The sequence below is a fragment of the Pyrinomonas sp. genome (genome assembly GCF_040289685.1).
Taxonomy (GTDB): domain Bacteria; phylum Acidobacteriota; class Blastocatellia; order Pyrinomonadales; family Pyrinomonadaceae; genus Pyrinomonas.
Genome location: NZ_PSLQ01000006.1, coordinates 56,190 through 82,138, shown reverse-complemented (window position 1 = coordinate 82,138; position 25,949 = coordinate 56,190). Strand labels below are relative to the sequence as shown.

20 protein-coding genes are annotated in these 25,949 nt (G+C 60.4%); 15 read left to right on the top strand and 5 right to left on the bottom strand.

Annotated features, from left to right (window positions below):
* The first annotated feature begins 51 nt into the window (after window positions 1-51).
* Window positions 52-942 (top strand): UDP-3-O-acyl-N-acetylglucosamine deacetylase, encoded by an 891-nt coding sequence (gene lpxC / locus C4334_RS02910; protein WP_352430584.1) that lies wholly within the window; start codon window positions 52-54, stop codon window positions 940-942.
* A 154-nt stretch (window positions 943-1,096) separates the two neighbouring features.
* On the opposite strand, the gene C4334_RS02905 is transcribed toward lpxC, so the two are convergent.
* The 5 genes from C4334_RS02905 to C4334_RS02885 all read right to left on the bottom strand — a co-directional run bounded on the left by C4334_RS02905 (window position 1,097) and on the right by C4334_RS02885 (window position 9,686).
* A complete protein-coding gene (locus C4334_RS02905) occupies window positions 1,097-3,229 on the bottom strand; it encodes a S9 family peptidase (protein ID WP_352430583.1) in 2,133 nt (710 codons plus the stop codon).
* 260 nt (window positions 3,230-3,489) lie between these two features.
* Complete coding sequence (locus C4334_RS02900; protein ID WP_352430582.1) at window positions 3,490-5,370, bottom strand: CocE/NonD family hydrolase; 1,881 nt, start codon at window positions 5,368-5,370, stop codon at window positions 3,490-3,492.
* 312 nt (window positions 5,371-5,682) lie between these two features.
* Window positions 5,683-6,594, bottom strand: coding sequence for an L-type lectin-domain containing protein (locus C4334_RS02895; RefSeq protein ID WP_352430581.1), 912 nt, complete (start codon window positions 6,592-6,594; stop codon window positions 5,683-5,685).
* Between the two features lie 507 nt (window positions 6,595-7,101).
* Complete coding sequence (locus C4334_RS02890; protein WP_352430580.1) at window positions 7,102-8,367, bottom strand: amidohydrolase family protein; 1,266 nt, start codon at window positions 8,365-8,367, stop codon at window positions 7,102-7,104.
* The gene (locus tag C4334_RS02885) at window positions 8,364-9,686 is read right to left on the bottom strand and encodes an amidohydrolase family protein (RefSeq protein ID WP_352430579.1); all 1,323 of its coding nucleotides are present in this window, start codon (window positions 9,684-9,686) and stop codon (window positions 8,364-8,366) included. Before C4334_RS02885 ends, C4334_RS02890 begins: the two co-directional genes overlap by 4 nt.
* Before the next feature lie 595 nt (window positions 9,687-10,281).
* Between C4334_RS02885 and C4334_RS02880 the strand changes: the two genes are divergently transcribed.
* The 14 genes from C4334_RS02880 (at window position 10,282) to C4334_RS02815 (ending at window position 25,938) form a co-directional block, all read left to right on the top strand.
* Window positions 10,282-11,544, top strand: coding sequence for a glycoside hydrolase family 78 protein (locus C4334_RS02880; protein ID WP_352430578.1), 1,263 nt, complete (start codon window positions 10,282-10,284; stop codon window positions 11,542-11,544).
* Window positions 11,541-12,950, top strand: a complete 1,410-nt coding sequence (locus tag C4334_RS02875) for a GGDEF domain-containing protein (RefSeq protein WP_352430577.1) — start codon at window positions 11,541-11,543, stop codon at window positions 12,948-12,950. Before C4334_RS02880 ends, C4334_RS02875 begins: the two co-directional genes overlap by 4 nt.
* A gap of 135 nt (window positions 12,951-13,085) precedes the next feature.
* The gene (locus tag C4334_RS02870) at window positions 13,086-14,132 is read left to right on the top strand and encodes a rod shape-determining protein (RefSeq protein ID WP_352430576.1); all 1,047 of its coding nucleotides are present in this window, start codon (window positions 13,086-13,088) and stop codon (window positions 14,130-14,132) included.
* A gap of 123 nt (window positions 14,133-14,255) precedes the next feature.
* Window positions 14,256-15,143 (top strand): rod shape-determining protein MreC, encoded by an 888-nt coding sequence (gene mreC / locus C4334_RS02865; RefSeq protein ID WP_352430575.1) that lies wholly within the window; start codon window positions 14,256-14,258, stop codon window positions 15,141-15,143.
* Window positions 15,144-15,313: 170 nt separating this feature from the next.
* Window positions 15,314-15,850, top strand: coding sequence for a rod shape-determining protein MreD (gene mreD, locus C4334_RS02860; protein WP_352430574.1), 537 nt, complete (start codon window positions 15,314-15,316; stop codon window positions 15,848-15,850).
* A 51-nt stretch (window positions 15,851-15,901) separates the two neighbouring features.
* On the top strand, window positions 15,902-17,782 hold the full coding sequence (gene mrdA, locus C4334_RS02855; RefSeq protein ID WP_352430573.1) for a penicillin-binding protein 2: 1,881 nt from the start codon (window positions 15,902-15,904) through the stop codon (window positions 17,780-17,782).
* 49 nt (window positions 17,783-17,831) lie between these two features.
* Complete coding sequence (locus tag C4334_RS02850; protein WP_352430572.1) at window positions 17,832-18,953, top strand: FtsW/RodA/SpoVE family cell cycle protein; 1,122 nt, start codon at window positions 17,832-17,834, stop codon at window positions 18,951-18,953.
* A gap of 271 nt (window positions 18,954-19,224) precedes the next feature.
* Window positions 19,225-20,229 (top strand): hypothetical protein, encoded by a 1,005-nt coding sequence (locus tag C4334_RS02845; protein WP_352430571.1) that lies wholly within the window; start codon window positions 19,225-19,227, stop codon window positions 20,227-20,229.
* Between the two features lie 314 nt (window positions 20,230-20,543).
* Complete coding sequence (locus C4334_RS02840; RefSeq protein ID WP_352430570.1) at window positions 20,544-21,173, top strand: RNA polymerase sigma factor; 630 nt, start codon at window positions 20,544-20,546, stop codon at window positions 21,171-21,173.
* The gene (locus tag C4334_RS02835; RefSeq protein WP_352430569.1) at window positions 21,170-21,847 is read left to right on the top strand and encodes a hypothetical protein; all 678 of its coding nucleotides are present in this window, start codon (window positions 21,170-21,172) and stop codon (window positions 21,845-21,847) included. Before C4334_RS02840 ends, C4334_RS02835 begins: the two co-directional genes overlap by 4 nt.
* A gap of 197 nt (window positions 21,848-22,044) precedes the next feature.
* Entirely contained in the window at window positions 22,045-23,382 is a 1,338-nt protein-coding gene (locus tag C4334_RS02830; RefSeq protein WP_352430568.1) for a PDZ domain-containing protein, read from the top strand.
* A 203-nt stretch (window positions 23,383-23,585) separates the two neighbouring features.
* On the top strand, window positions 23,586-24,941 hold the full coding sequence (locus tag C4334_RS02825; protein ID WP_352430567.1) for an ATP-grasp domain-containing protein: 1,356 nt from the start codon (window positions 23,586-23,588) through the stop codon (window positions 24,939-24,941).
* An 11-nt stretch (window positions 24,942-24,952) separates the two neighbouring features.
* A complete protein-coding gene (locus C4334_RS02820; RefSeq protein ID WP_352430566.1) occupies window positions 24,953-25,291 on the top strand; it encodes a PilZ domain-containing protein in 339 nt (112 codons plus the stop codon).
* An 11-nt stretch (window positions 25,292-25,302) separates the two neighbouring features.
* Window positions 25,303-25,938 (top strand): hypothetical protein, encoded by a 636-nt coding sequence (locus C4334_RS02815; protein ID WP_352430565.1) that lies wholly within the window; start codon window positions 25,303-25,305, stop codon window positions 25,936-25,938.
* Window positions 25,939-25,949 lie beyond the last annotated feature (11 nt).

Sequence of the window (25,949 nt, the reverse complement as noted above, 5' to 3'; positions counted from 1 at the left end):
GCGCTCCTCCCCAGGTCTGAAGGCCGGGGTCTGTAGCGCCACTGAAATCTGATGAGCAACCAGATGACATTGGCCCGAGAGATGGAAATCCGCGGAACGGGGCTACACACGGCAGTTGACGTCACCGTTCGGCTGCGGCCCGCACCGCCCGATACTGGCTACGTTTTCATCAGGATGGATCTAGGCGGATTTGAGATTCCAGCGAGCATCGAGTATGTCGCTAATTGCAGCTACGCGACGACGCTTATGCGCACAGGCGTCATGCTCTCGACGGTGGAACACTTGCTGGCGGCGCTGCGCGGGATGGGCATCGACAACGCTTACATTGAGGTCGATAATCTTGAAATCCCGATCATGGATGGATCGGCGGAACCCTTCGTCGCTTTGATCGAACGCGCGGGCGTGGTCGAACAACAAGCGGCACGCCACGCGCTCCGCGTTCTTCGGCGAGTGAGCGTGGAACAAGGCGAGCGACGCATCAGCATCGAACCGGCGTTGAGCTATGAAATAGATTGCACGATCGATTTCGCCCACCCCGTGATCGGGCGACAGCGCTACAGAGTGAACGAGTTGGACCAATCGCTTTTCGCGCGCGAGATCGCGCCAGCGCGCACCTTCGGCTTCACGGCGGAGATAGAGCAACTACGCCGCGCCAATTTGATTCGCGGCGGATCGCTCGATAACGCCATCGTCCTATCGCCCGACGGCGTGCTCAACCCTTCCGGTTTGCGTTACCGCGACGAATTCGTCCGTCACAAAGTGCTCGACATCATCGGCGATTTGGCTTTGGTCGGGCTGCCAATCATCGGGCGCGTCACAGCCGAACGCAGCGGCCATCTGCTTCACGCGTTGCTGATGACCCGTTTGCTGCGCGACGCGCGCGCTTGGGAGATCATCGAAGCGCCCGCCGCGCGACAAGCCTTTCAACCGGTCGGCGTGTAAAACCGTTCACCTCGACCAAGGCTGGGCGCTTCGATCATTCGACCCAGCGCGCAAGGGCTGAGAACAGCCGCTGGATGCGCGTCTGGTTCGCGAGCTGCCCGCCGGACAAAACCGCCACAAGAAGCAATAGCTCCCATCGAACCAATCGTGAGCTTTAACTGCCTGCCAAACCGAGCTGCCACAAGATGAAGGCGTAATCGAAGGCCGTCTCGCGCAGCGCATCGTAACGCCCCGCCGCGCCGCCGTGTCCGGCCCCCATGTTGATTTTGAAGATCAGCGGATTTTGGTCTTTCTTCAGCGCGCGCAGCTTCGCCACGTACTTTGTCGGCTCGTGAAAGAGCACTTGGCTGTCGTTGAGCGCCGTGCGGACCAGCATCGCCGGATATTCTTTCGGCTCGATGTTGTCGTATGGCGAATAGGACTTCATGTAACGGAAATGATCGGCGTTCCTGATCGGGTCGCCCCACTCCTCCCACTCACCTGCCGTCAGCGGCAACGAGGCATCCATCATCGTGTTGATGACATCGACGAACGGGACATATGAGACGACCGCTTTGAAAAGATCGGGCCGCATGTTGACCACCGCGCCCATCAAAAGGCCGCCAGCGCTCCCGCCGGTCGCAACCAAACGGTCTTTGGACGTGTACTTCTCGGCGATCAAGTGTTCCGCCGCGGCGATGAAATCGGTGAACGTGTTCTTCTTCCGCATCATGCGACCCGCATCATGCCACGCTTTGCCGAGTTCGCCGCCGCCGCGGATGTGGGCGATGGCGAAGATCACGCCGCGGTCGAGCAAGCTCAAACGGTTCGAGTTGAACGTTACGTTCGACGATATGCCATAGGAGCCGTAACCTTGCAGCAACAACGGACGGCGACCATCGCGCACCAGAGGCTTGCGATAGACGAGCGAGATCGGGATCCGCGTTCCGTCTTTGGCCGTCGCGTAGATCCGCTCCGATTGATACTGAGTCGGATCGTATCCGCCAAGCACAGGTTGCCGTTTGACTAATTGGCTTTGCCGCTTATCAACGTTGTAGTCATAGACCGAGACCGGCGTGATGAACGATTGGTAGTTGTAACGCAGCGTGCGCGTGTTGAATTCCCGATTGATGCCGAGCGAGGCCGTATAGACCGGCTCGGGGAATTCGAGGTAGTGCGTTTGGCCGTTCCTAAAATCTGTGATGCGAAGGCGCGGCAAGCCCTGTTCGCGTTCTGACAGGACCATGAAGTCCGCGAAGAGGTCCGCATCTTCAAGCATCACATCGCGCCGATGCGGCACCAGTTCGCGCCAGTTCTTTCGCTGCGGCTCGGCGATGGGCGCGGTCATTAGCTTGAAATTGAGCGCGCCGCCGTCGTTGGTGCGAATGTAGAAGAGATCGCCGCGATGATCCACGTAATATTCGCGCTCGTGCGCGCGCGGCTCGATGACACGCAACGCTTCGTTGGGTCGGTCAGCCGGCACGTAGCGAACTTCCGAAGTGGTGTGACTCGCCAGCGTCAAAAGTATGTACCCGCGACTGCGCGTGCGGCTGACGCGGGCGGCGAACATCTCATCCTTCTCCTCGTAGAGCAGATCATCCTGCGCTTTTCCGAAGCTGTGGCGATAGAGCCTGTAGGGGCGCTTGCTCACCGGATCATCGACGACGTAGAAGATCGTTCGATTGTCGTTGGCCCAAGCGGCGCTGCTTGCGCGCTCGGCGATTTTGGCGACCTGCCCGCTGCGCAAGTCTTTGACGTAAAGCGTGTACTCGCGATAACCGGTGGTGTCAGTCGAATAGAGCAGCAGGTTCTCGTCGGGACTGACGTCGAAGATGCCGATAGCCATGAACGGATGTCCCTTGGCCATCTCGTTGAGATCGAGCAGGACCTGTTCGGGCGCATCCATCGCTCCGCGCCGCCGCGCGTAGATCTTGTACTGTTTACCTTGCTCGCTGCGCGTGTAGTAGAGGTAGTTCCCTTCGCGGTAGGGCGGATCGGTGTCCGTCTCCTTGATGCGCGCGAGCATCTCGCGATAGAGCTTCTCCTGCAACGCCTTCGTGTGGCTCATCACGGCGTCAGCGTAAGCGTTCTCCGCTTCGAGATAGGCGATCACGTCCGGATTCCTCTTGTCGCGCATCCAGAAGTAATCGTCAGTCCATGTCTCGCCGTGCGCGGTGATGACCTTGGGGATCTTCTTCGCTACTGGCGGCTTCGCTGCCGCATGGTCTGAAGAGGAGTTTTGCGACATCATGGCGACTGAATCTAAACAAAGCAGGATCATGACGATCAGGACCAGAACGCGATTCATTTTCCACTTCCTCCAACGCGCCGTGCAAGGCGAATGAGGCGCAAGGTTTCGGCCCGTTGAGCTATTTCGCCCTTCGAGCAGATTGGTTCAGCGGCATGCTCTTTCCCGCTCCACGATCGGGAGAGGCCGTTATCGGTCCTCTCCCGTCGCGATTCAGGCTCAACGTCGTTACGACAGATACGGCAATCCGAACTTGTCGGTGATGTGCTCGATCGCGATTCGAACTCGACATCGCTACCACAAAAGCCCACAGAACGAAGCTAAGGCACCACGTTCAAGGTGATGCGCGAAGCGTATGCGCGCGAACGATGCACGCGCTGTGTCGCCTTCTGAAAATCCGATTCGCCCGCCTTGTAGATGTTCGGGACGAACTTTTGCGGATTGCGATCGACGAGCGGAAACCACGTGCTCTGCACTTGAACCATGATGCGGTGGCCTTTGAGAAAAGTATGGTTGATATCGGGCATGACGAACTCGATCTTGGTCACCTCGCCGGGAGGCAGCGGCTCAGGCCGCTCGAAGCTATTGCGGAAGCGCGCGCGGAAGGGCTCGCCGCGCACGAGCATTTGGTAGCCGCCCATGCGCACGCCGGTCGGGTTCGGCTCCGGATCCGGAGCATCATCTGGAAAGACGTCGATCAGCTTCACGATGTAATCGGCGTCCGTACCCGTCGAAGAGACATAGAGCGTAACTTTGACCGGACCTGCGGCCGTTAGGTCTTGTGCGAGCGGTTCGGTTTGGTAGGCGAGCACATCCGGACGCCGCGCGGCGAAGCGCTGATCCTCGACCATGTACTCGCGCGTCATGCCGATGGCGATGCCATTGATGTAGGGCACGGGTTTATTGGGATCGCTCACGTACTCGTCGAAAGCGTTCCGTTCGTCGGTCGGCGGATCGAACGATAGTTTGCCGTTCTCGCGCAAGTATATGGCGCGCGGTTGTGCCGTGCGCGGCGGCCATTCGGCGTACATCCGCCAACGGTTCGAGCCGGTCTCGAAGACGTAAGCTTCGGGAAGCTTGTGGTCGCACTTATCCTTCAGAAAGCAGTTGAAGAACGGAAGTTCAATCTCGCGGCGGTAAAACTCCGCCGTCTTCGAACCGAACTGAATCGGACCGAGCGAATCACCGTCCGAGCGCGCCCAGCCGCCGTGGTACCAAGGCCCCATGACGAGCGTGTTGTAAGCGCCCGGACTCTGTTTTTCGGTCGCCTCATAGGTCTTGAGCGCACCATATAAGTCCTCGGCATCGAACCAACCGCCGACGGTCATCACCGCCGGATGGATGTTCTTCAAATGTGGCAGCGTGTTGCGCGCCTTCCAGAAGTCGTCGTAGTTCGGATGCTCCATGATCTCGTTCCAGAAGGCGACCTGCCCCTTGAAATATTTACGGTCGGCGTTCTGTAACGGCCCGAGTTCGAGGAAAAATTTGTAGCCATCGGGCGTGCCGTGCTGAAAACGCGGCGGCGTCTCGGTCGTCGGACGCGGGCGTGGGCGGCCAAAGGTCGCCAAGAAGTTGAAAGCGTGCGGCAAGAAGAACGCGCCGTTGTGATGGAAATCGTCGCCGATGAACCAATCGGCGATCGGCGCTTGCGGCGAAGCGGCCTTCAAAGCCGGATGAGCATCGATCATCCCCACCGCGACGTAGAAGCCCGGATAGGAGATGCCCCACATGCCGACGCGCCCGTTGTTGTTCGGCACGTTTTTGATGAGCCAGTCGATTGTGTCGTAAGTATCCGTGCTTTCGTCTATATCGGTCGGACCGCTCTTTCGCTCTTTGTGCGGGCGCATATTGACGAATTCGCCTTCGGACATATAGCGCCCGCGCACATCTTGATAAACGAAGATATAGCCCTCTTTCATGAAGAGCGGTGATGGACCGAGCGACGTTTTGTAAGCATCTGGGCCGTATGGTCCGACGCTGTAGGGCGTGCGGTTGAGCAGAATCGGATACTTCTTCGATTTATCGCGCGGCGCGTAAACGACCGTGAAGAGTTTGACGCCATCGCGCATGGGGATCTGGTACTCGCTCTTCTCATAGTTGGCGCGCACATCGTATGCTTCTTGCGCGCTGAACGAGACGGAAAAGCACAACAGCAGCAGCAGAGCTAACGGAACGCGGATAATGGCTGGAGATCTTTTCATCTCCCCTCTCCTCGTTGTCGGTTGATAGAGCTTTTAGACGCACCTTTTAGAAAGCGCTTAAATCTCTATCACATTTTCAGGTTTAAGTTTAGTTTCGCCGATCGATCGTGGAAAATCAGCAAGACAAAAGGGCCTTGCGTCGAAGCTCAGACGCGAATGGCTTCGCCTAGCTTCGACCAAGGCCCTGAAATCCAGTTCGCCCTGACTCGGAGAACCGCGCTCTCCTCGTCGGCCCTACGCGAGCAGATCTACGCTAGAGAGCGCCTGTCCCCGACGAAAGAGTCCTTCGGCGACGCGGACAATCTGGCGATTCTACGAGCGCGGCGCAAATTCAGAACTTTTTCTTCGGCGGCGTCGGACGGCACCCGCTACGCTAGCCAACCCAGTTCCCAGCAGCGCCAGCGTTGCTGGTTCAGGCACGGCCGCCGGTTGCTCCGCGCTCTGAAAGCTCCAGGACAAAATATCGTGGTTCTCGAAAGCGCCACCCGTGCCGGCGGTAAAGCCGACGTAAGCTCTGCCGCCGTTCAACCCGAGATTGGAGAGGTCGTAATTGACCGAAAGGACAGGTGAAGAGAGATTGTTTAAGTAGACGCTAAGCGTGGTTCCAGAATAACTGATTTTTACGGTGTACACCTGCCCGTTTTTGAAAGAAGCGCTCGGACTAAAAAAGCCGAGACGACTGGCAGGTCCAGGATCGTTCGGAGCGGTTCCGTTCGTGTGAACGGCGATGTGATTGCCGTCGGGGTCGGAGAATCCAAAGTTAGTGTTGTCGAAAGTATCGAACTCAATGACAAGGCTGTTTGGTATCCCGCCATAGCCCATACTTCCCCCGCTGCCTCCGAGAGCTGCAACCCCGTTCGGGCTATTCTGGATGATGAAAGCCAATCCATCAGCCCCTCCGCTCAGTCCGCCTCCATTCGTTATCTGAAACTGAAACTGCGTGGTGAATCCCGCCTGCACGCTGACGAGGCTGTTGTAGTAAGCCGAACCAGCCGAGCTCTGGGAAGCCGGCGTCAAACGCAGCCGATCACCGCTCGACCCGCCCCCTAGCGTCGCGCTCCCGTTCGTCTGAATCCCAGTCGTGCTTGAAGGGAATGAAGCAAACGAAAAACTCTCCGCCCGTCCCTCGATCGCTGCCGCGAAAAAGACGCCGAACAGCGTCAAAATCCCAAGAATCAACCCGTTGCCTGTCGCAAAGGAACGATTTCTCGATTCTGCCGTCATACGTTTGGTCTCCTTGTCTTCAAAGTCTTCAAATCCTCCCTATTTGTCTTCGTGAAACGGCGCGCTGAAACGCTTTCAATGCTGTGAGTAGAGAACCGATTCAAGCGCCGTTTACCGGCTGCGGCCGGTGGAAGAGAGACGAAACCCAATAGGTTTCCTGTTCTTGCCAACGCCTGAATCCCTACCGCTGGCTTCCCAGCCGTTAACCGGCCTCGCATGCCAGCCCGCTTGAAGCGGGCTAGGTGCAAGCCCCTAGCCACGAGCTATGGGGTAGTTGACTGAAATGCCTTCACCGAGAACCGCCAGTCTGGCCTCTTTGCGATGAGGTCCGTTTTTCGGAGGCCCCTAGTTTCTTATTCAACGACCAATGGGCGCCGATTTCCAGAAAGAGGAGAGAGGCGCGCTCAGCAAAGTTTGCCTCTTCAAAGAAAGGGCGCTCAATGGGTGTAGGGGGGCGAGAAACGAGTTTCGGCTTCTCGCCCCTTCCCGATCCTCTTTCGCCCGACTTTATCTCTTCTCTTCGCTGACGACCTGTCCGTTGACGATGACGCCCGTAACGTGCGAGGTGTATTCGAACGGGTCGCCGTCGAAGAGCGCGAGGTCGGCGTCTTTACCCGGTTCCAGCGAACCAACGCGGTTGGCGATGCCGAGAATGCGCGCCGCATCTATGGTGACGGTCGCTAAGGCTTCTTCGAACGACAAACCGTTGGCCGCGGCGATGGCCGCCTCGAAGAGCACGACGCGCGTCTTCGGCACGTAGGATTCGTATCCGCTTTGCATGGCGACCGGGATGCCAGCGCGGCGAAGTTTCGCTGCCGTCTCCATGCTCAGGTTTTCGGCGTCGCCCGCCGCACGGTACATCGTCGGGTGGATGATGACCGGCACGCCAGCAGCCTTGATCTGGTCCATGACAAGGTATGATTCCGCGGCGCCATCGAGCACGATCTTGATGCCGAACTCTTTGGCGACGCGCAATGCAGAAACGATATCGTGCGCTCGGTGGACGTTGACGAGAAGCGGGATTTCGCCGCGAATGACGCGCGCGAGCGCTTCCATCCGTATGTCACGCGCTGGAGCCTTGGTCGGATCGTTTCCAGCCGCTTTTTGCTTGGCGACGTAATCTTGGGCCTTCAACAGTTCGGCCCGGAGCATGGCGATCTGTTTCGAGCGCGTGCCCGGAGACTTACCGCTTTGGCCCAGTCCGGCTTGACCGAGCGAAGCGGCGATCATCGCTTCAGGCACGATCACCGCTTGATCGATCGTCTCGCCCGTCGTCTTGACGATCATCGTCTGGCCGGAGATGAGCGCGCCGGGACCATGTCCCGTGTGCACGGTCGTGATGCCGAAAGAGCGCAGGTAACCGACCAGGAATTCGCGCGCGTCGTAGGCGTCGATGGCGCGTAGTTCCGGTTGGATCGGGGCCGATGTGTCGAGCTGCATCTGATCGTGCGGCTGATTCAAGTAGCCGGAAAGTCCGACCGTGGAACGCGCGTCGATCAGACCAGGTGTAACGACGCGCGCCGTTAACACCTTGTAGCCCGATGGGATGGCGACTTGCGAAGCTGGACCGACGCGCTCGATCTTGCCGTCGCGGATAAGCACGACGCCATCACGGATGGGCGCGCCCACCATGGTGTAAACGGTCTCGCCGCGCACGGCGATCTGCGCCTGCACGGCGATGGAAGCGCACAGAAGGCCGATCAACGCGCGCAGCAACTTTCCGTGTATCTCGATGAACGTGAGCGCAGGCAAAGTTTTTTCGGTTCTTTTCATCTGTGTCCCTCCCCATCTTCGAAGCATTCGATGTGCACGTCTTGACCGCGGCTTGCGCCGTAACCGCCGACGGCGTAGAGGCGATCTTGCGGGTCGTTGCGGTCGAAGACCTTGATGCCTTCGACGTAGGTTGCGAGCACTTTGGTGTAAACGCTCAATGGGTCGCCCGAAAGGATGATGAAATCGGCATCCTTGCCGCGCTCCAAGCTTCCGACGCGATCTTGTAGATCGAGCATCTGCGCGCCAGCGAGCGTCATGGCACGAAGGGCGTTGTCGCGCGACATTCCGGCGCGCACGCCCAGCGCAGCCGAGCGCAGGAACAGGCGCGAATCGGTGATGTAATCATCCGTGTGAAAGGCGACGAGTGCGCCAGCCCGTTCCAGCGCGGCGCCAGTTTGCAGGATGAGATTGACGGCCTCGAGCTTTCCGCCCGGACTGTCGATGACGATGATCGAAGCGGGAACGCGCGCTTGCGCGATCTCGTTTGCGACGCGCCATCCTTCCGAAACGTGATGGAGCACGACGCGGAAGCTGAACTCTTTCGATAAACGGATCGCCGTCAAGATGTCGTCGTGCCGGTGCGTGTGGAAGTGGACGATCCTTTTGCCTTCCATCGCTTCGACCAGCGCTTCCAGCCCGAGATCGCGCGGCGGCAATTTCGAGCGGTCACCGCCAGCCCGGCGAATCTTGTCGCGGTAGTCAACCGCTTTGGTGAACATGTCGCGGACGATGGCCGCCGATTTAGCCCGCGTGCCCGGAAATGGGCCGGGCGAATTGGGGCGCAACGAGTTCGTTCCGTTGGCCATCTTGATGCCCCACATATAGTTGCCTTGCGCATCGCGGATCAGCAGATCTTCAATGGTGTTGCCGTTTCGAAGCTTCAGGTAAACGGTCTGGCCGCTCAGCAGGTGGCCCGATCCGGGCATGATGTTGACGGTGGTGATGCCGCCCGCGCGCGCGCGTTTGAGCGAAGTGTCGCGGATATCGATTGAATCGAGAATCCGCACGTCGGGCTGCATCGGAGCTGAGGCGTCGCCGCCCGCGCCGCCGCCGATGTGACTGTGCGTGTCGACAAGGCCAGGCATGATGACTTTGCCCGTGACATCGTGCCGCTCGGCATCGGGCGGGATGGCGACTTGCGAGGCCGGACCAACGGCGACGATCTTGCCGCGATGAACGACGAGCGCGCCGTTTTCAATGGGTGGACCAGCGATCGGGATGACCTGTGCGCCGATGAAAGCTTGCGGTCGGTCTTGCGCGCGCGCGCTCAACGATGCGCACGCAGTGAGCGCAAGAAGCAAAACGAGACGTCGGATCATTCGGGTTTCTCCTCGAAGAGATTTGGCGTTCGAGAACGTTGCGAGAGGCCTGCGCGCTGCTTCCGACAAACGGCGAAAGCGCGACGCCAGCGTTCAGACAGTTGACCGCCGATGAACGGGGCGCTTACTGAACGTAGCGTTTTAGCCTGTGACGTTGTTTCACGCAAGCCTTGGACTGTTCGCGCGTACCATCATACGAACCGCGGTCCCGTGTCAAGCGTCGGAGCGCGAGCATCCAAGCCAGCCGAAACGGTTTCGCCATCGAGCGGTGAAACCGTTGAGCTTTTTTGCGCGCCTTCCGTCCGAGCGCGATGACGCAGCGTCGGCTTCGACGAGCGATCCCCCTTCGGCCCACCAAAAGCAGACCCGAACTTTTGCGCTAACCGCTCGCACGGAGGATCCTGCTGCCGCCCGTTCCGCTGTTCAGACGGCGCTTGAAGCGCTCTTGTGGACTGTGGTAACTTGCTCGAAGGGGCGCCGGAAGAATCGCGCGCCCTTCTCCTCACCAGCGTTCTTTCGCCTTCTCACGTCGGAAGACGCGCTCTCGTGGTCGCCCCGCCACTTGAGCGAAGCCCGACGAAGTGAGCTTTCCCGTATGGGTCATAAGCAGTCGTTGTTCGAAATCGAGTGGTGGGTCATCTCCAAGCGATCCATCTACCTCATCATCGCGCTGCTTCTGTTCGGCGTGCTCGTCGGAGCGCTATCCGTTTACCTTTGGATCTACGGCAATCCGTTCGAGAAGGAGTCGAGACCACAAGCACCGACCGGAGCGCGGTTCATCTCGTTCGATGGCGATGTGCGCGTCGTTCGGGCGCAAACGCGCGAAACCGTTCAAGTCAACGCCAACACGCAGCTTTACCCGGGCGACATCGTGCAAACGCAGACCGACGGACGTGCGCGCATCCTGCTCGCCGATGGCTCGACGTTGCTGGTGCGTCCCAACAGCGTGGTTACCATTCGCGACAGCCGCGCCGCCGAAGGCGGACAGCAAACCCACGTGCGCGTTGCGGTCGAACGCGGCCAGATCAACGTGCGCACTGAGGAACAGACCGAAAAGACGAGCAACATCGTCGAGACGCGATTGACCGAAAGCCGTCTGGCCGCGCAGACAGGGGCGAGTTTCGGCGTGCGTGAGGATAACACCGAGGACATTCGCGTCAGCGCGGGCAGCATCGAGACGACAACTCGAGGCGGCGAAAAGACCGTGGTGCGCGCTGGCGAATATGTGGCGATCAATCAAACGGGCAACATCGCGCGCCGCGAACGATTGCTCGACGTTCCCGTACCCGTGGCGCCGCGCGATCTGGAGCGCATCTTCGCCAGCTCATCAGGGACCAGCATCACGCTGCGGTGGCAAAAGCCCGCTTCTGGCACCCCGGCCTATTATCGCGTCGAAGTCGCCACCTCGCCTTTCTTCGTTTCAGCGGGCAAGGTGATCGAACGCGATCAGTTGACCAACACCGAGTACAACATTGGCGAACTGCGCCCTGGCATCTATTATTGGCGCGTGCGGGCGGTGGCACCATCAGGACAAGCGAGCGAGTGGAGCGAACCGCAGAAGTTCTCCATCGTCGTCGCGCAAGGGAGCGGCCAAGTGGTCATTTGGGATGTTTCGGTGGAGTACGTCGCCGGTAACATCTACCTCGTGCGTGGACGCACGCAAGCTGGCAACACCGTCCGCATCGCCGGGCGTGAAACGCTGGCGACGCGCGACGGCACGTTTCAACTACAGATCGTCGTGCCGCCGGCCACGCGCGAATTGAACATCGAGGCGGAGGATTCGCAAGGCTACCGCGGGCAGTACCGTTTTGCTCTGAACGGCGGGCGCGGAACGTCCGACGCGGCGAATCGGCGATGACCAAGCGCGTTATTCTACTCAACGATGAACCCGCCACGCTCATGGGCGAGCTAGCGACCATGCTGCGCGTGGCCGGCTTCGCCGTCGCGTCACCGGATGATGAGGTGCGCAACGCGCCCTTAGCCCTTGTCTACGGCGTGGTCGCGGGCGATCGGACGAACATCATCGAAGCGCTGGTGCGCAAAGCGACCAAACGTTGGTCGCAGGTGCCAGTCATCGCTTGCCGACTGCGCTCGCCCGATCAAGAGCAGAGCGCACGCCGCCGCTTGGGCAATGCGGCGTTGAAGCGGCTCGGTTTTCACCTCATCGTCGAGGAATCAGCTCAACTGCCAGCGTTGCTCCACGAGATCGAGGGGCGCGCCCCTTTGACCGAGCTGGATGAAGAAGAGGATGAAGTTTCGCGCGCTCCCGAAATCCCGCTCCCGTCGGCGCTCACCGCGGATACACTGCGCGCCGCCTTCAAGTTGGCGGCCGCGCTCCATTTCGCCGACGACCAACGCCATGCCGCGCAGATCACTCTCGAGCAGTTGGCAGCCCTGATCGCCGCCGATCGCTGGACCTATTACGCGGCGCAGGACGAAGGGGAAAAGACCATACTTGAACCACTACTCTCCTTTCCGCGCAACGAGACGGAAGAACAGAGCATCTCGGAAGCGGCGTTGCTCGCTGCCTCGCGCATCGAACCAGCCAGCGACGACAACAGATGGGCCGTGCCGTTGCTTTACGGCGAAAGGGTTTTCGGCGTGATCGAAGTTGAACGCGCGACGGCCCCCTTGCTGGCAGAAGAGAGCGAGCTTTTGGCAGCTTTGGCCGTTCCCGTAGGAGCGGCCATCGCTCGTTCGGTGCGCGTCGCCGAAGCTGAACGCCTATCGCAAACGGATGATCTGACCAAACTGCACAACGCCCGTTTCCTCCGCCAGTATCTGATCGGCGAGATCAAGCGCGCGCGGCGCTACGGCTCTCCGGTCGCAGCGCTCTTTCTTGATCTGGACGATTTCAAGCGCGTCAATGATGAGCACGGCCATTTGGTCGGGTCACACGTGCTCATGGAGATGGCCGCCGTGATCCTCACTTCAGTGCGCGACACAGATGTGGTCGCGCGTTACGGCGGCGACGAGTTCGTCATCATCCTGCCAGAGACGGCTGCCGAGCAGGCGACGCGCGTCGCCGAGCGCGTGCGGGCGCGCATCGCCGGACACGTCTTCACCGGCGGACGCGGGCTCCGCCTGCGTTTGACGGCCAGTTTCGGCGTCGCCTCCTTCCCTCAACACGCGCAGTCGCCGCAGCAGTTGCTTGCGTGCGCCGATGCTGCTATGTATGAAGCGAAAGCAGCGCGCAAGGACTGCGTACGCGTGGCGGCGATGGCCGCCGCTTCGGACTCGCAAAGCGAAAATCACGCCGCTTGATTAGCGTTGCGGGGCTGCTTCGTGTATCTTTGCCCGTTCACCACTCGCACCCGAAGTCGTTCGCCAGCGCGGCACGGTGACGGTTCGGGTTCGAAAGGCATCTAAACTTTATCGTAGGGCATGGAAAGAGCGTAAATGGCATTCAAGTCTATCTTCAGTCTTTTCTCCAGCGATCTCGCTATTGATCTCGGCACGGCGAACACGCTTGTATACGCCAAGGGGCGCGGCATCGTCGTCTCCGAACCGTCCATCGTCGCCATCAACAAAGTGACCGGTGAAGTTGAGGCTGTCGGCAAAGAGGCTAAGGAGATGTTGGGGCGCACGCCGGGCAACATCGTGGCGATCCGTCCAATGAAGGACGGCGTGATCGCCAACTTCGAGATGACCGAAAAGATGCTCCAGCACTTCATTCGCAAGGCTCACAACGGCAAGACGTGGGTCAGTCCGCGCGTCGTCATCGGCATCCCGTCCGAGATCACGCAAGTCGAACGGCGCGCCGTGGAAGATTCGGCTTATCGCGCGCGCGCCTCGGAAGTCTATCTAGTGGAAGAGGCGATGGCCGCGGCCATCGGCGCGGGGCTGCCCGTCACCGAACCGCACGGCAACATGATCGTTGATATCGGCGGCGGCACGACTGACATCGCCGTCATCAGTCTGGGTGGAGTGGTCTATTCGCGCGCCGTACGCGTTGCCGGCAACGAAATGGACGAAGCGATCACGCAGTACATCAAGCGCAAGTACAACCTCCTGATCGGCGAACGCACGGCTGAATTGATCAAGATCGAACTCGGTTCGGCCTACCCGCTCGATGAACCGCTCTCGATGGAAGTGCGCGGGCGGAATCTGATCGAAGGCATCCCGAAAACGATCACGATCACTGACGAAGAGGTGCGCGAAGCGTTGGCCGATTCGGTCTCGACCATCATCAACGCCGTGCGCGTGGCGCTCGAACGGACGCCGCCCGAGCTGTCGGCTGATATCGTCGAGCGAGGCATCGTCCTGACGGGCGGCGGCGCGTTGCTCAAAAACCTCGACAAACGGCTGTCGATCGAAACGGGACTGCCCGTGTCGATCGCCGAAGATCCGCTCTCGTCGGTCGTGCTCGGCGCGGGCAAAATGCTCTCGGACTTCAACCTGCTCAAACGCGTCAAGTGGGACAACACGATCACCACGGGCGTTTGATCGGTCAAGAGTACGAGCAGCGACTCCGCTCCAGTCTGGTGCACCTCGTTTGAACGAACCTGTTTCGCTCGAGGCTCGTTCGAACCAGCAGGCGTCCTTTGCCCCGCGTCCTTTTCGCGAGTCATGCTTTCAGAAAGAGAGATCAGGCAGCGCGCTCCGCTCTGGCTCATCGCCTCGCTCTTGGTCAATTTCGCCTTGATGACGTTCGATGCGCGCGATCCTGTGACTAAACAGCGCGTGGTGCGCGTTTGGCTGCAAGCGGCTGCCGCGCCTGTGGAACGCCTGCTGTCCGCCTTGTTCGGCACCGGCTCCGATGCCATCGGCTACCTCGCCGAGCTTCGCCGTGCCGCACGTGAAAACCAAGAGCTGCGCGCGCGCGTCGCCGCCGCCGAGGCTGAATTGCACGAACTTCGCACGGCGCGCGATGAGAACGAACGCCTCAAAGGCTTGCTTGAACTCAAGGAGCAGAAGCAATACAAGATCGTCCCGGCGCGCGTCATCGCGCGCGATCCGTCGGCTTGGTTCGACACCGTGATCATCAATCGCGGACGCTCGTCCGGCGTCGAACTCCAGATGCCCGTGGTCACAAGCGAAGGCATCGTTGGGCGCGTCGTCGCCACCAGCCCGTGGACGGCGCAAGTGATGCTCATCACGGACGAGCGTAGCGGCGTCGGCGCCGTGGTCGGTCAGCTCAGTTCGTCGGGGGCCATCGGCGTGGTGCGCGGATCCGATGAGCACAATGGTTTGCTCAAGATGCTTTACGTCTCGGGATTGGAGACGGTCAACGTCGGCGATCGCGTGATCACCACCGGACAAGACAGCATTTATCCGCCTGGCTGGAGCATCGGCACGGTGATCGAAGTCAAACCGGGGGCGGCGACCACCACGCACGAGATCGTGATCCGACCGAGCGCGCGGCTCGATTCGTTGGAAGAGGTAGCCGTGCTCCTCTACCGTCCGGACAAGCCTGAGATGGATCGCGCACTGCCCAACGTGGAAAGGAGAAGGTAAACGTCCTTGCACACGCGCCGCGCATACGAACGCGCTTGATGCGTCCGGTTCGGCGTGGCAGAAGATAGACGTCTTTGGCCTGCGCCGCGCGGCAGAAGCGGGTCGCATGTGGAGACCGCAACGCGCGTACTTAACGCAAGCCGCCGGACGCGCGTCGCCATTGTAAGGTCATGAAGTGGAGGGCTGCCATCGTCATCGCGCTCGCCGTGGTCGTGCAAGCCGCTTTGCGCGTCGTGTGGCCGTCATCCGTTTACTTGGACCTGCCGCTCATCGCCGTCGTCTATTTCGCTTTGCGACGCGATCCGGTGCAAGCGGTGTTGATTGGCTGGGCAGCGGGGCTTGCTGCCGATGCGCTCAGCCGCGGGCTTCTCGGCGCGGGCGGATTCAGCAAAACGGTGGTCGCCTACGTCATTGCCGTGCTCGGCACGCGGGTCGTGCTCGACAACCCTGTGGTCAGAATTCTCGTCTTAGCTGGTGCGACGGCGCTTGATGCTATCGTTTATGTGTTGCTTCATGAACTCTTCAACCAGACGCTGCCCTATCCGTTCGTCGAGACTTTGGCCTTCAAATTGATCGCGACCACGGTGGGCGGGACGTTGCTGATCTTGCTTTACGATTATAATTTCGGTGAGAAGGCGCAGCGGCGACGCCAGTTCGCCTTTCGTCGTCGCGTGGCGCGGCGCGCGCCGGGGCGTCGCTTGCGCTGATGCTCAAACGAGCGGAATAGTTCCCGCTTCGAGCCGAATGGGAGGCGGTCGATGAAGTTCTTCGAGGACGACTCGCAAAATTTGCGCGCCCGTCTGGCGGCGGTGCAAATCATCGCCCTCGTACTGCTGGCCGTGCTCGGTGGACGGCTCTACTTCCTTCAAATCGTGCGCGGCAGCTACTACGCCGAACGGGCCGAAAACCAGCGCATCAGGCTGTTGCCGATCCCGGCCCCGCGCGGCGTCATCATGGATCGTTACGGGCGCGTCATCGTTGATTCGCGCCCAATCTACAACGTCATCCTCTCGCGCGAGGACGTGCAGGGCAAGGATCTGTCGGCGCTCATCGAACCGCTCTCGCGCGGACTGAAGATCGACGCCGACATCCTGCGCGAACGATTCGAACAAATGCGCACCATGCCCGCTTTCGAGTCCGTGCGCATCAAGGAGAACGCCACGCCCGCCGACATCGCTTGGGTCGAAGCCCACAAGCTGGAGTTCCCCGAGCTGCGCGTCGAGCAGCAACCGCAGCGTCAGTATCCACCCAACGGGCTGCTTGCGCACGTCGTCGGGTACGTCGGCGAAATCAGCCCGAAGCAGCTCGAAGATCCTAAGTACAAGGAGAAAGGCTATAAACCGGGCGACATCATCGGCCAAGAGGGCGTCGAGGCCATTTACGACGAGTACTTGCGCGGGCGCGATGGCTACCGTCGCGTCGTCGTCGATAGTCGCGGCCACATACGAGCCGTGCTCGAAGAGGTTCCGCCGCAGCCCGGTCAAGACATGGTGCTCACCATTGATCTCGACCTGCAACGTAAGGCCGAAGAACAACTGGCGCAGATGCCGAGCAAACGCGGCGTGATCATCGCCATGGATCCGAACAGCGGCGAGATCCTCGCGATGGCTTCATACCCAACTTTCGATCCGAACCTCTTCTCGCAACGCATCACGACGCGCGAGGGGCGCGCCGAATACGCTGCCCTGCTGCGCGATCCGCAGCATCCGCTCTATAATCGTGCCATCCGCGGACGCTATCCGCCCGGTTCAACGTGGAAGATTCCGATGGCCGTCGCTGGTCTCGAACAGGGCGCGATCACGGTCGAACATTCGCGCTTGCTCTGCGGCGGCGGCATCCAGATCGGCAACAAGTTCACGCGCTGCATGGGCAACCATGGGACGCCAGACCTGCGCACGGCGATCATGAAATCGTGCGACGGCTATTTCTACCGCCTCGGCTTGAAGATGGGCATCGAGGGGATCATGCGCATGGTCGACGAGTTCGAGATCAACAAACGCACGGGCGTCGATCTGCCGCACGAACTCCGGAGCTGGACGCCGTCGCCGGAATTCAAGGCGCGTTTCAACCCGCGCGACCCACAGTGGAAAGAGATCGATACGGTCTACGCTTCGTTCGGCCAGGTTTACGAGTTCGTTACGCCGCTAGCGTTGCTGCGCGCGATCGCCGCAATCGGTGTCGGCGGCAAACTCTACACACCGCATCTGCTCAAAGAGTTCAAGCCGGTGCGCGAGATGGGGCCGTTTCCGGCGCGCCCCGCTAAGACTTTTGACCATCCGGAGCCGAAGATCGTGCCCATTCGCCCGGAACACCATAAGTTGGTCGTTGACGGCATGTGGGCTGTGGTCAACGATGCGGGCACGGCGGCGCGCATACGCATGGCCGGCTTTGACATCGCGGGCAAGACCGGCACGGCACAAGTCGTCAGCCTAGGCAAAGACGTGGGCAAGAACAAAGACCACTCGTGGTTCGTCTCTTACGCTCCAGCTTACAAGCCGGAGGTCGCCGTGCTCGCGCTGATCGAAAACGTCGGTTTCGGGGCGAGCTATGCCGCGCCCGCTGTGCGCGCTGTTTACGATGTCTATTACGAAAAAACGCGAGGCGAACCGCCGCCGCAACAAGTGGCGTTGAAGAGGTAAAGATCGAAAGGCGGCGAACCATGCCGGATCCTTCGCAACGGAACGAGTGATGGCGACCATCTTCGAAAAGAGGCGTTTGCGCGATTTCGATTGGTTTCTCGCCTCGTTGGCGACGCTGATCGTGCTGTTCGGCACGTGGCAGATCTACAACGCGCAACCGACGGCCAACTTCTGGCAAAAGCAACTGATCGGTCTCGGCATCTCGCTGGCGACCATGTTCGTCGTCGCTTTCACAGATTACCGCAAGGTGGTCCAATACGCGCCGGTCTTTTACGCCATCGGCATTCTCCTGCTGATCATCGTCCTTATTCCGGGCATCGGCTTGAAGATCAATGGGCAGCGTTGCTGGATCGGCGTGCCCGGCATAGGGCAGTTTCAACCCTCGGAGTTCGCTAAAATCCCGACCATCCTGATGCTCGCGCACTACTTCAGCAAGCATCAACGAGGCGCACTGCGCTGGAAAGAGATCATGGTCGGCATCGCCATTCTCGCGCTGCCGGTCGCTTTGATCTTGCTCGAGCCGGATGCTGGCTCAGCCCTTACCTATTTTCCGTTGCTCGCCGTCGTCCTTTTCCTCTCCTCGATTCGGATGTGGTTGGTGATTGCGGCGTTGGTGCTCGGACTGGCAAGCGTGCCGACCGCTTACACCGTCGGCGTCAAAACCGGTTTCATCAAAAACTACCAGCAAGAGCGCATCAAGGTCATCCTCGACCCCGAAAGCGCTGACCGGCGCGGTTACGGCTACCACACGTGGCAATCTATCCTCACGGTCGGGCGCGGACGGCTCTTCGGCACACTGGGCGAGACGGAATACTCGCAGAGCCGTTTGAAGTTCCTGCCCGAACCGCATACGGACTTCATCTTCGCCGTGACGGCGGAGACGACCGGCTTTGTCGGCTCCATGGCGTTGCTCATCGCTTATGCTCTCTTCTTATCGCGACTGTTCTTCAACGCCCGACGCGCGCCCGATCGCGCGGGAATGCTCGTCATCGCCGCGCTTGCCAGCGGAATAGTCTTTCAGATTTTCATCAATGTCGGGATGGTGCTCGGCCTGCTGCCAGTGATCGGTGTCCCGCTGCCGTTGATGAGCGCAGGCGTCTCATCGGTGCTGGCCACCTTCATGGGTATCGGCTTTGCCATCAGCGTCCGCATGCGAAGGTTCGTCAACTGAACCGTCGGCGGTGTGCCGAACAAAATCGGCGCTCGGTTACATGCAACATTAAACCGCTCCATCGTCGCCAACAGCGCAGCAGCTTGTTCAGGCGTCGGTTGCAACTTCGCCATCAAGGTGAGATTCATGTGTTTATGGTGTAGATTAATTCCGACCGTATGGTGAAGGGGGGCGCGTCGGCGTTCCTGCCCGGCCCTCGTGGGTGGGGCATCCGCGCCGTCCTAAATTGATGAAAGGGATTTTGGCTCCCTCGCGCGCGAGCGAGTTCGCAATGCTTTCACTTTCGACATATCGAATCGGCATCTCGCTGAAGATACGGCGCGTGCTTCTGTCTCTGCCGCTCTTCGCGGCGCTCCAATTAGGCTTTGCGCCCGCCGTGTGGGCTCAATCAGGCGATGCCGCCACTCCAACTCCGATCCGGAACAACGAAATCAACAGCAGCATCGCGCCACGCGAGCCAGGCGATGCGCGTTTGACGCGACATTTCTATCTCTTGCGTGGCACGCCCGGCGAACTGGAGGTCACGGTCGAGTCCAGTGGGCTTGAGGGCGATGTGGATCTTTACATCGCCGATGGGCTTCGCCCGCTCGTCAAAATTCCGCTTTACGTCGCCAGCGAAGCGACGCGCATCTCGAAGACGGTTTTCCTGCGACGCGAAGAGAGGTTGATTCTGCGCGTCGAGGCGCGCGCCACGGGCGATGTGGCTGGCACTTACCGCATACGCTTCAGCGGAGCGTTCGCGCCCGAACTAAATGCGCCAGAGATGGTCGAATCGCCGCTGCTGGTCGCTCCTCCACCAGTTGGGGAGTTGCGCACGGCAACGGGCGGACGCATTGCAGGCGCGCCCGCAGAGCGCAGCGCCGAGAGAACGACCGAAGAGGAGGCGAAGACCGTCACGAAAGAGGCGGCAGAAGAAGCGAAACGCGAAGCAACCGTTGCGACGAGCGACGACAAGACGCCTCGAGCCGCCGCACGCAACGTTGAAGCCCCTTCCGCGACGCGAGCAGAGGAGGTCACACGCGAGACCGAGCCTCGTCCCGCGCCACGTCGCAGAGCTTCGCGCCGGACGCCGCGTGTGCGCCCAGCGCCAGCGCCGCCGCCTTTGGCAAGCGGACGTCTCGTGCTCGAATTACGCGACGGCACGCGCATCGAACGCGAAATGCGCGCTGTCCGACGCTTCACGGTGGACCGGAATCAAGTCGTCATCGTCGGCGACGATGGACGCATCGAACGTCTGTCGCTTGCTGACGTCGTGCGCATCGCGATTGAACAATGACCGCCCGATAAGAGACCTTGCGACATCGTCCGCATGTCTTGCTGACATCGTGCGCATCGCGGCGATGATGACCTCCGTAAGCACAAAACCGCGGTGAACGACGGCTGCAAGTGACTTGCAACGAACGGCAGAAAACCAAAAGCTGAGCGGGAAGCTTTCGCGAACCTTTTTGCAGTGCGCCTCAAGGGTCGAATTCGCCGCGAGCTCTTTGGAACGACATGAAGAGTTCGTGCGTGTAGAGACGTTGGTGGTGTATAATCGCCGACGCGGTCTCGCCCACGACGATCGCCGATGAGCCAAGGTCGAGCCGTTCTATGGGTGCCCTCTCTTCCATCGAGGATCTATTCGTTGCCGTCTCGCAATCGTTCGATGCGGTGACGGACCATCGGCTGCTCGAAGCGACGCGCGCGGGCGATGAAGCAGCGTTCGCTGAGCTGGTCCGGCGCTACCGTCATCCGATCACCAACTACGTCTATCGGCTGACCAATGATTACGATCTGGCGGTGGACATCGCGCAGGAGACCTTCTTGCGCGTCTATGGAGCGTTGGCTCGTTACCACACGGACTACGCCTTTTCAACCTACATCTACCGCATCGCAACCAACCTCGCGATCAGCGAGCTGCGCCGCCGCAAGCGGCGCAAGCTGGTCTCGCTGACGGCCATCTTTCGATCGCACAAAGGGGACGAAGAGAGCGAGATCGATCCGGCGGATTCTGGTCCGCTGCCTGACGCGACCTTGATCGCCGCCGAAAGACAGCGCGCCGTAGCACGCGCCATCGCGACGTTGCCCGAAAAGTATCGCGTCCCACTCATCCTACGCGATCTCGAAGAGCGCGGTTACGAAGAGATCGCAACGATCTTGCGCGTCAGCGAAGGGACGGTGAAATCGCGCATCAGTCGCGCTCGCGCTCTTTTGCGCGACAAGCTGCGCGCGCATTTGTGAGTTCTGCCATGACGGAGTGTCGAAGATGTAGGGAAGCGATCGAGGCGACGCTGCCTAAGCGCGCGCCCGATGAGCGCGTGCGCGCACATCTTTCCGGCTGCGCGGCCTGTCGCGCCTTCTACGCCGAGCGCCTCGCCTTGGTCGAGCTACTTCGCAAGCTGCCGCGCGTCGAAGCGCCGGAAGACTTCGAACAGGGGCTGCAAACCGCCCTTGTCACACGCTCACGCATGCGCCCGCTGCGCCTTTTGGATCCAGCAACGGTGCTCGCCTCGTTGGCGGCGCTATCCGTCACCATCGCACTTTTACTAAACGTTCGTTGGTCGCCGCGCGAAAAGATCCTCTCAACGCACCACGATGAAAAGGCGGTGCCGCTCTTTTTCCAAGATCGGATCGCACTGATCGAACCAACCGAAACGAAGACCGTCAAGCACAAGCGGCGAACCGTTCGGGCGAGGGCGATGCTGAATAGACCAGAGATCGTCGCCAAAGATTTCGCCGTCAAGATCGCTCCGGTAATCGAAACCGAAGATGACCCGCTCGTGGCCCGCGTCGTAGAGGCCAGACTCTTGAACGAAGCGGGCGAAGTTCAAACGATGCGGATTGAACCTGTTTCTTTCGGCGACGAAACGGCGCTCAAGATCATCCCGGCTGACCCACACACGAAGCAACAATGAACGCAGCGCCAACCGGGCCAGAAACACCCATGACACAGCTCAACAAAAAAGCCGGGCGGACGCTCTTTGCTCTTCACTCTCGCGCAGTCCATTTCCGATGGGCAACTGGATGTTTGCTATCCGTCTTCATTCTCGTTGCGCCCGACGCAGGACGGGCGCAACAAGCCGCTTCCGTCGCGCGCCGAGAACGGGACGCAATGGGACGAACGGCTCAGATTCCGCCGCAAGTGCTCGCCGTGATCCATCGACTCTATGGGCTGCGTCTCGCCTGGTGGATGGCGAAACAGAGCGGCGCCCCTGTGCTTCTGCTCTCAAAAGAACTTCCATCGCACGCTAACATCGTTGCCGGACGTGTGCTCGATGATGGGCAGACGGTGATCGCCCGATTGCCAAACGCGCGTGCCGAGCAGCTTGCACTTCCACCGCTCAGCGGCGGTTCAGCGATGCGAGCTTCGGATTTTCTCGTGGTGCACCCCGATGGCACGGCGTTTCACGCCACGCTCGTCGGCGTGGATGATGAGACCGGACTGTCGCTTCTAAGGACGAACGAGCCTGTCTTCACCGTCCCGCAGACGCGGCGCCAGACCCGCTTCGCCACGCGAGCGCCGTCGCTGCCCCCAAAAGGCGGCTCACCAGATCACCTCAGCGCCGCCCGTCGCACGCTCGATCTCGAAAACAAGGCGATGCAAAAAGCAACTGCGGAGCAAGAGGCGAATCTTCAACCCGCTCCTTCCACGCAACTCATCTTCACGGCAGATTCCCCCTCGCAATCCACGAAAAATGGCCGGGACGAGAGATCGGCGCCTTTGCGTCGGCTCGCGGAGAGTCGATCCGATGACGAGAACGTCGCAGCGCTTGTCGATCTTCTCGCCCCGACGCAGGTCCAAAGCGATGCTCGACGTTTGCGCGTGTTGTTTGGTTCAGCGAAAGGGACGTTGAGCGAAGTCGAACGCCCAGGCGTTGAAGAGATCATCGTGCGCGCCGAGCATTTGCCTCCAGCTTTCGCCGGTGCCATGGCCTTGAGCGCGGATGGGCGTTGGTTGGGCATCGTCGGACAGATCGAACAAAAGCAAGCGCGGGTGATCCCGCGATGGCGAGTTGAGAAGATCGCTAGCGAACTGCTCGTCAAGCATGCCGCGCCTGACGCGAAAGTAGAAACATCTCGCGCCCATCATCGTTTGACGCGGCTCCGCAACGTGCCGCAGGAGCAAGCGACAACGGCGGCATCGAAACCCGAGGACGAAAGGCGCGCCGATGCGCTTGGGCTTCAAGGCATCGTGTTCGAACAGACGATTGCGAAGCAACTCGGTTTCGCGGAGCGAGGTCTGCTCGTTCTGGACGTCGCATCGGATAAGGCCGCCGACCGCGCCGGACTCCGCGTCGGAGATTACATCGAGACGCTCGATGGAGCGCCGTTGACGCTCCAGGACTGGACCGCAAAGGTGCTGCGCCAGATGGAAGCGGAAGTGCGCCTCGGCATCCGTCGCGGCGCAGAACGGATCGAACTCACGCTGCGCAAAAACGCGCCTCGTTGAAGGCGAGAACACCCCACTCACTTCACCCTTGAGCGAGCGCGCCCACAAAGCGCACCTCGCTGAAGGCGAGAACGCCCCTCACCTTGCCGTCTCCTCTTCGTTTTGCGTTCACATGCGCGGTTGACCATTTCTCAGCGACCGTCTTTATGCTAATTTAATCGCCGGTTTAATCGCTGGCCTCAACTTCTCGCAAGGAGCGACCGATGTTGCAGCGAGCAGTCGCAGACTACCACGACCTTCTCACCGATTCGACTTTGGCCGACGCCTCGCGCGCCATGCTCGATGCCGAACTCGAACGCGCCAGACTGATCTTCGGCGGACGGCGATTGTCGCCCTACCTGCGCCCGCACTTCGTCACGGCGAGGGATTTCGCGCGCATTTCGCGCGTATGCGAAACGGTCTGGCGCGCCATTCAAAAGGTGAAAGATGCCGCCATCGCAGACGCGAGTCTGGTCGAAGAACTTGGACTGACCGAAAAAGAACGCGAGTTGGTTCAAATCGACCCCGGCTACCGCGCCGTCTCGCCGACGGCGCGCCTCGATTCTTTTCTGACGCCGGAAGCATACAGCTTCGTCGAACTCAACGGCGAAAGTCCCGCGGGCATCGCTTACGCCGACGCCGCTTTCGAAATATTCTCGCGTCTGCCCGTCATGCAACGCTTCGCAGCGAAGTACCGCTTGCGTCCGATGTACGGGCGACGGCAACTGCTCGACGTGCTGCTCGACGCTTATCGCGAGTTCCTCGGAAACGCTCCCGCACAACCACCCCACATCGCCATCGTCGATCTGAAAGATGTGCCGACGCAGAAAGAGTTCGAGCTGTTCCGCGACTTCTTCGCGCGCGAAGGCTATCCGGCGCGTATCTGCACGCCGGAGGAACTGGAGTTTCGCAACGGCAGGTTGCGCTGCGACGATTTCGAGATCGATATCGTTTACAAAAGGCTGCTGGTCAACGAGTACCTACCCATCATTGAAAGCGCGCCGGCGTTGCTCGAAGCATATCGCGCGCGCGCCATCTGCATGGTCAACAGTTTTCGCTCGAAGTTGATTCACAAAAAGGCTCTCTTCGCCGTGCTCACGGACGAACGCCATGCGGCGCTCTTCGATCGCGAAGAGCGCGAGGCGATCCGCGCGCACGTCCCTTGGACGCGCCGCGTGCGCGATGGGTGGACCAACCGCGATGGCGAGCGGATCGAGCTGCTCGCGTTTATCGAACGCGAGCGAGAGCGGCTCGTGCTCAAACCCAACGATGACTACGGCGGGCACGGCATCTTCATCGGCTGGAACTCGACGCCTGCCGAATGGGCTGAAGCGGTCGCGCTGGCCGTCGAGAACGGCGATTATCTGGTGCAAGAGCGCGTGCCGACGGCGCGCGAAGTCTTTCCGATGCTGATCGGAGACAGCGTCGAATTCCTCGAACAGTTGGTTGATCTCGACCCGTTGTTGTTCAACGGCAAAGTCGGTTCGGCCTTCACGCGCTTGTCTTCCACGGAACTGGCCAACGTCTCGGCGGGCGGCGGCATGGTCCCAACGTTCATCATCGACGGGGAGGCTGATTGAGGGATTCAAGAATGAAGATCATGGGTGCCAACTTGCCTCAAGACGAACGGCGTCGCCACGATCGCGCGCGACTCATCATCGATCTCTACTTCGAAGGACACGAAGGCACAGGCATAGCGAACACGCGCGACATCGGCGTCGGCGGACTCTACATGAACACGCAAACCGTTCTGCCAGAAGGCACGATGCTTACGCTGCGCCTTCCTTTGGGGGAAGAACCGCTGATCATCCGCGGCAGGGTCGTCTACAGCAATCCAGGGCGCGGCGTCGGCGTTGAATTCGACGGTCTGACGGATGAACAGCGCGCGCGCCTTGAAGAGGCCATTCGCCGCGCATCGAGCCGTGATTGAAGAGGCTCACGATGTTCTTCGGCAAGACGGCGCGGCCCATTCCGCTCCCGGCGCGAAACGATCGCGTCGCCGACCGATCACCTTGCTGGCCGCAAAGCGATGCTGGCGAATCGCTTCGCCACACGATAGCCTCCGACTGGAACGCGCTCGATTGCAAGCTGCGTCGCTGCTTCGCCGGCAAGCTCGCCGGACTCTACTCGCACGGCGACGACCGCACAGCCTTCGATTCGCTCGCGCCGGACAAACGGGCAAGCCTGTTTCTTCTCGCTGCGCGACTTTGCGACCTCGATCTTTGGAGTGAAGTGCGAAAGATCGAAAACCTGTACGGCACGGGCGGCGTCGGGGCGAGCTTTTCAGCACATGCCTCACTGCTCCGACGAGCGCGCGACTGCCCGCGCTTGCGCGAAAGCCGGTGGGCCAGCAAGCGCAGCGCGATCACCGGCTTCTTCGAACGTTCGCGAGCTGAAGCGACGTTGCACCTCGTCTTCGAAGACGCCCCCCGCAATCGCTGGAGCGTGCACTTCGACCGCCTGAGCCCGGTCTTTTCGATGACCACTGCCCTCGGCCACCTTTTTGGCGAAAAACTGCTGAGAAGATGCCCGGACTGGCGAGAAATTTCTGCTGCAATCGGCTTGGATTTCTTGTAAACTTCAAGCTA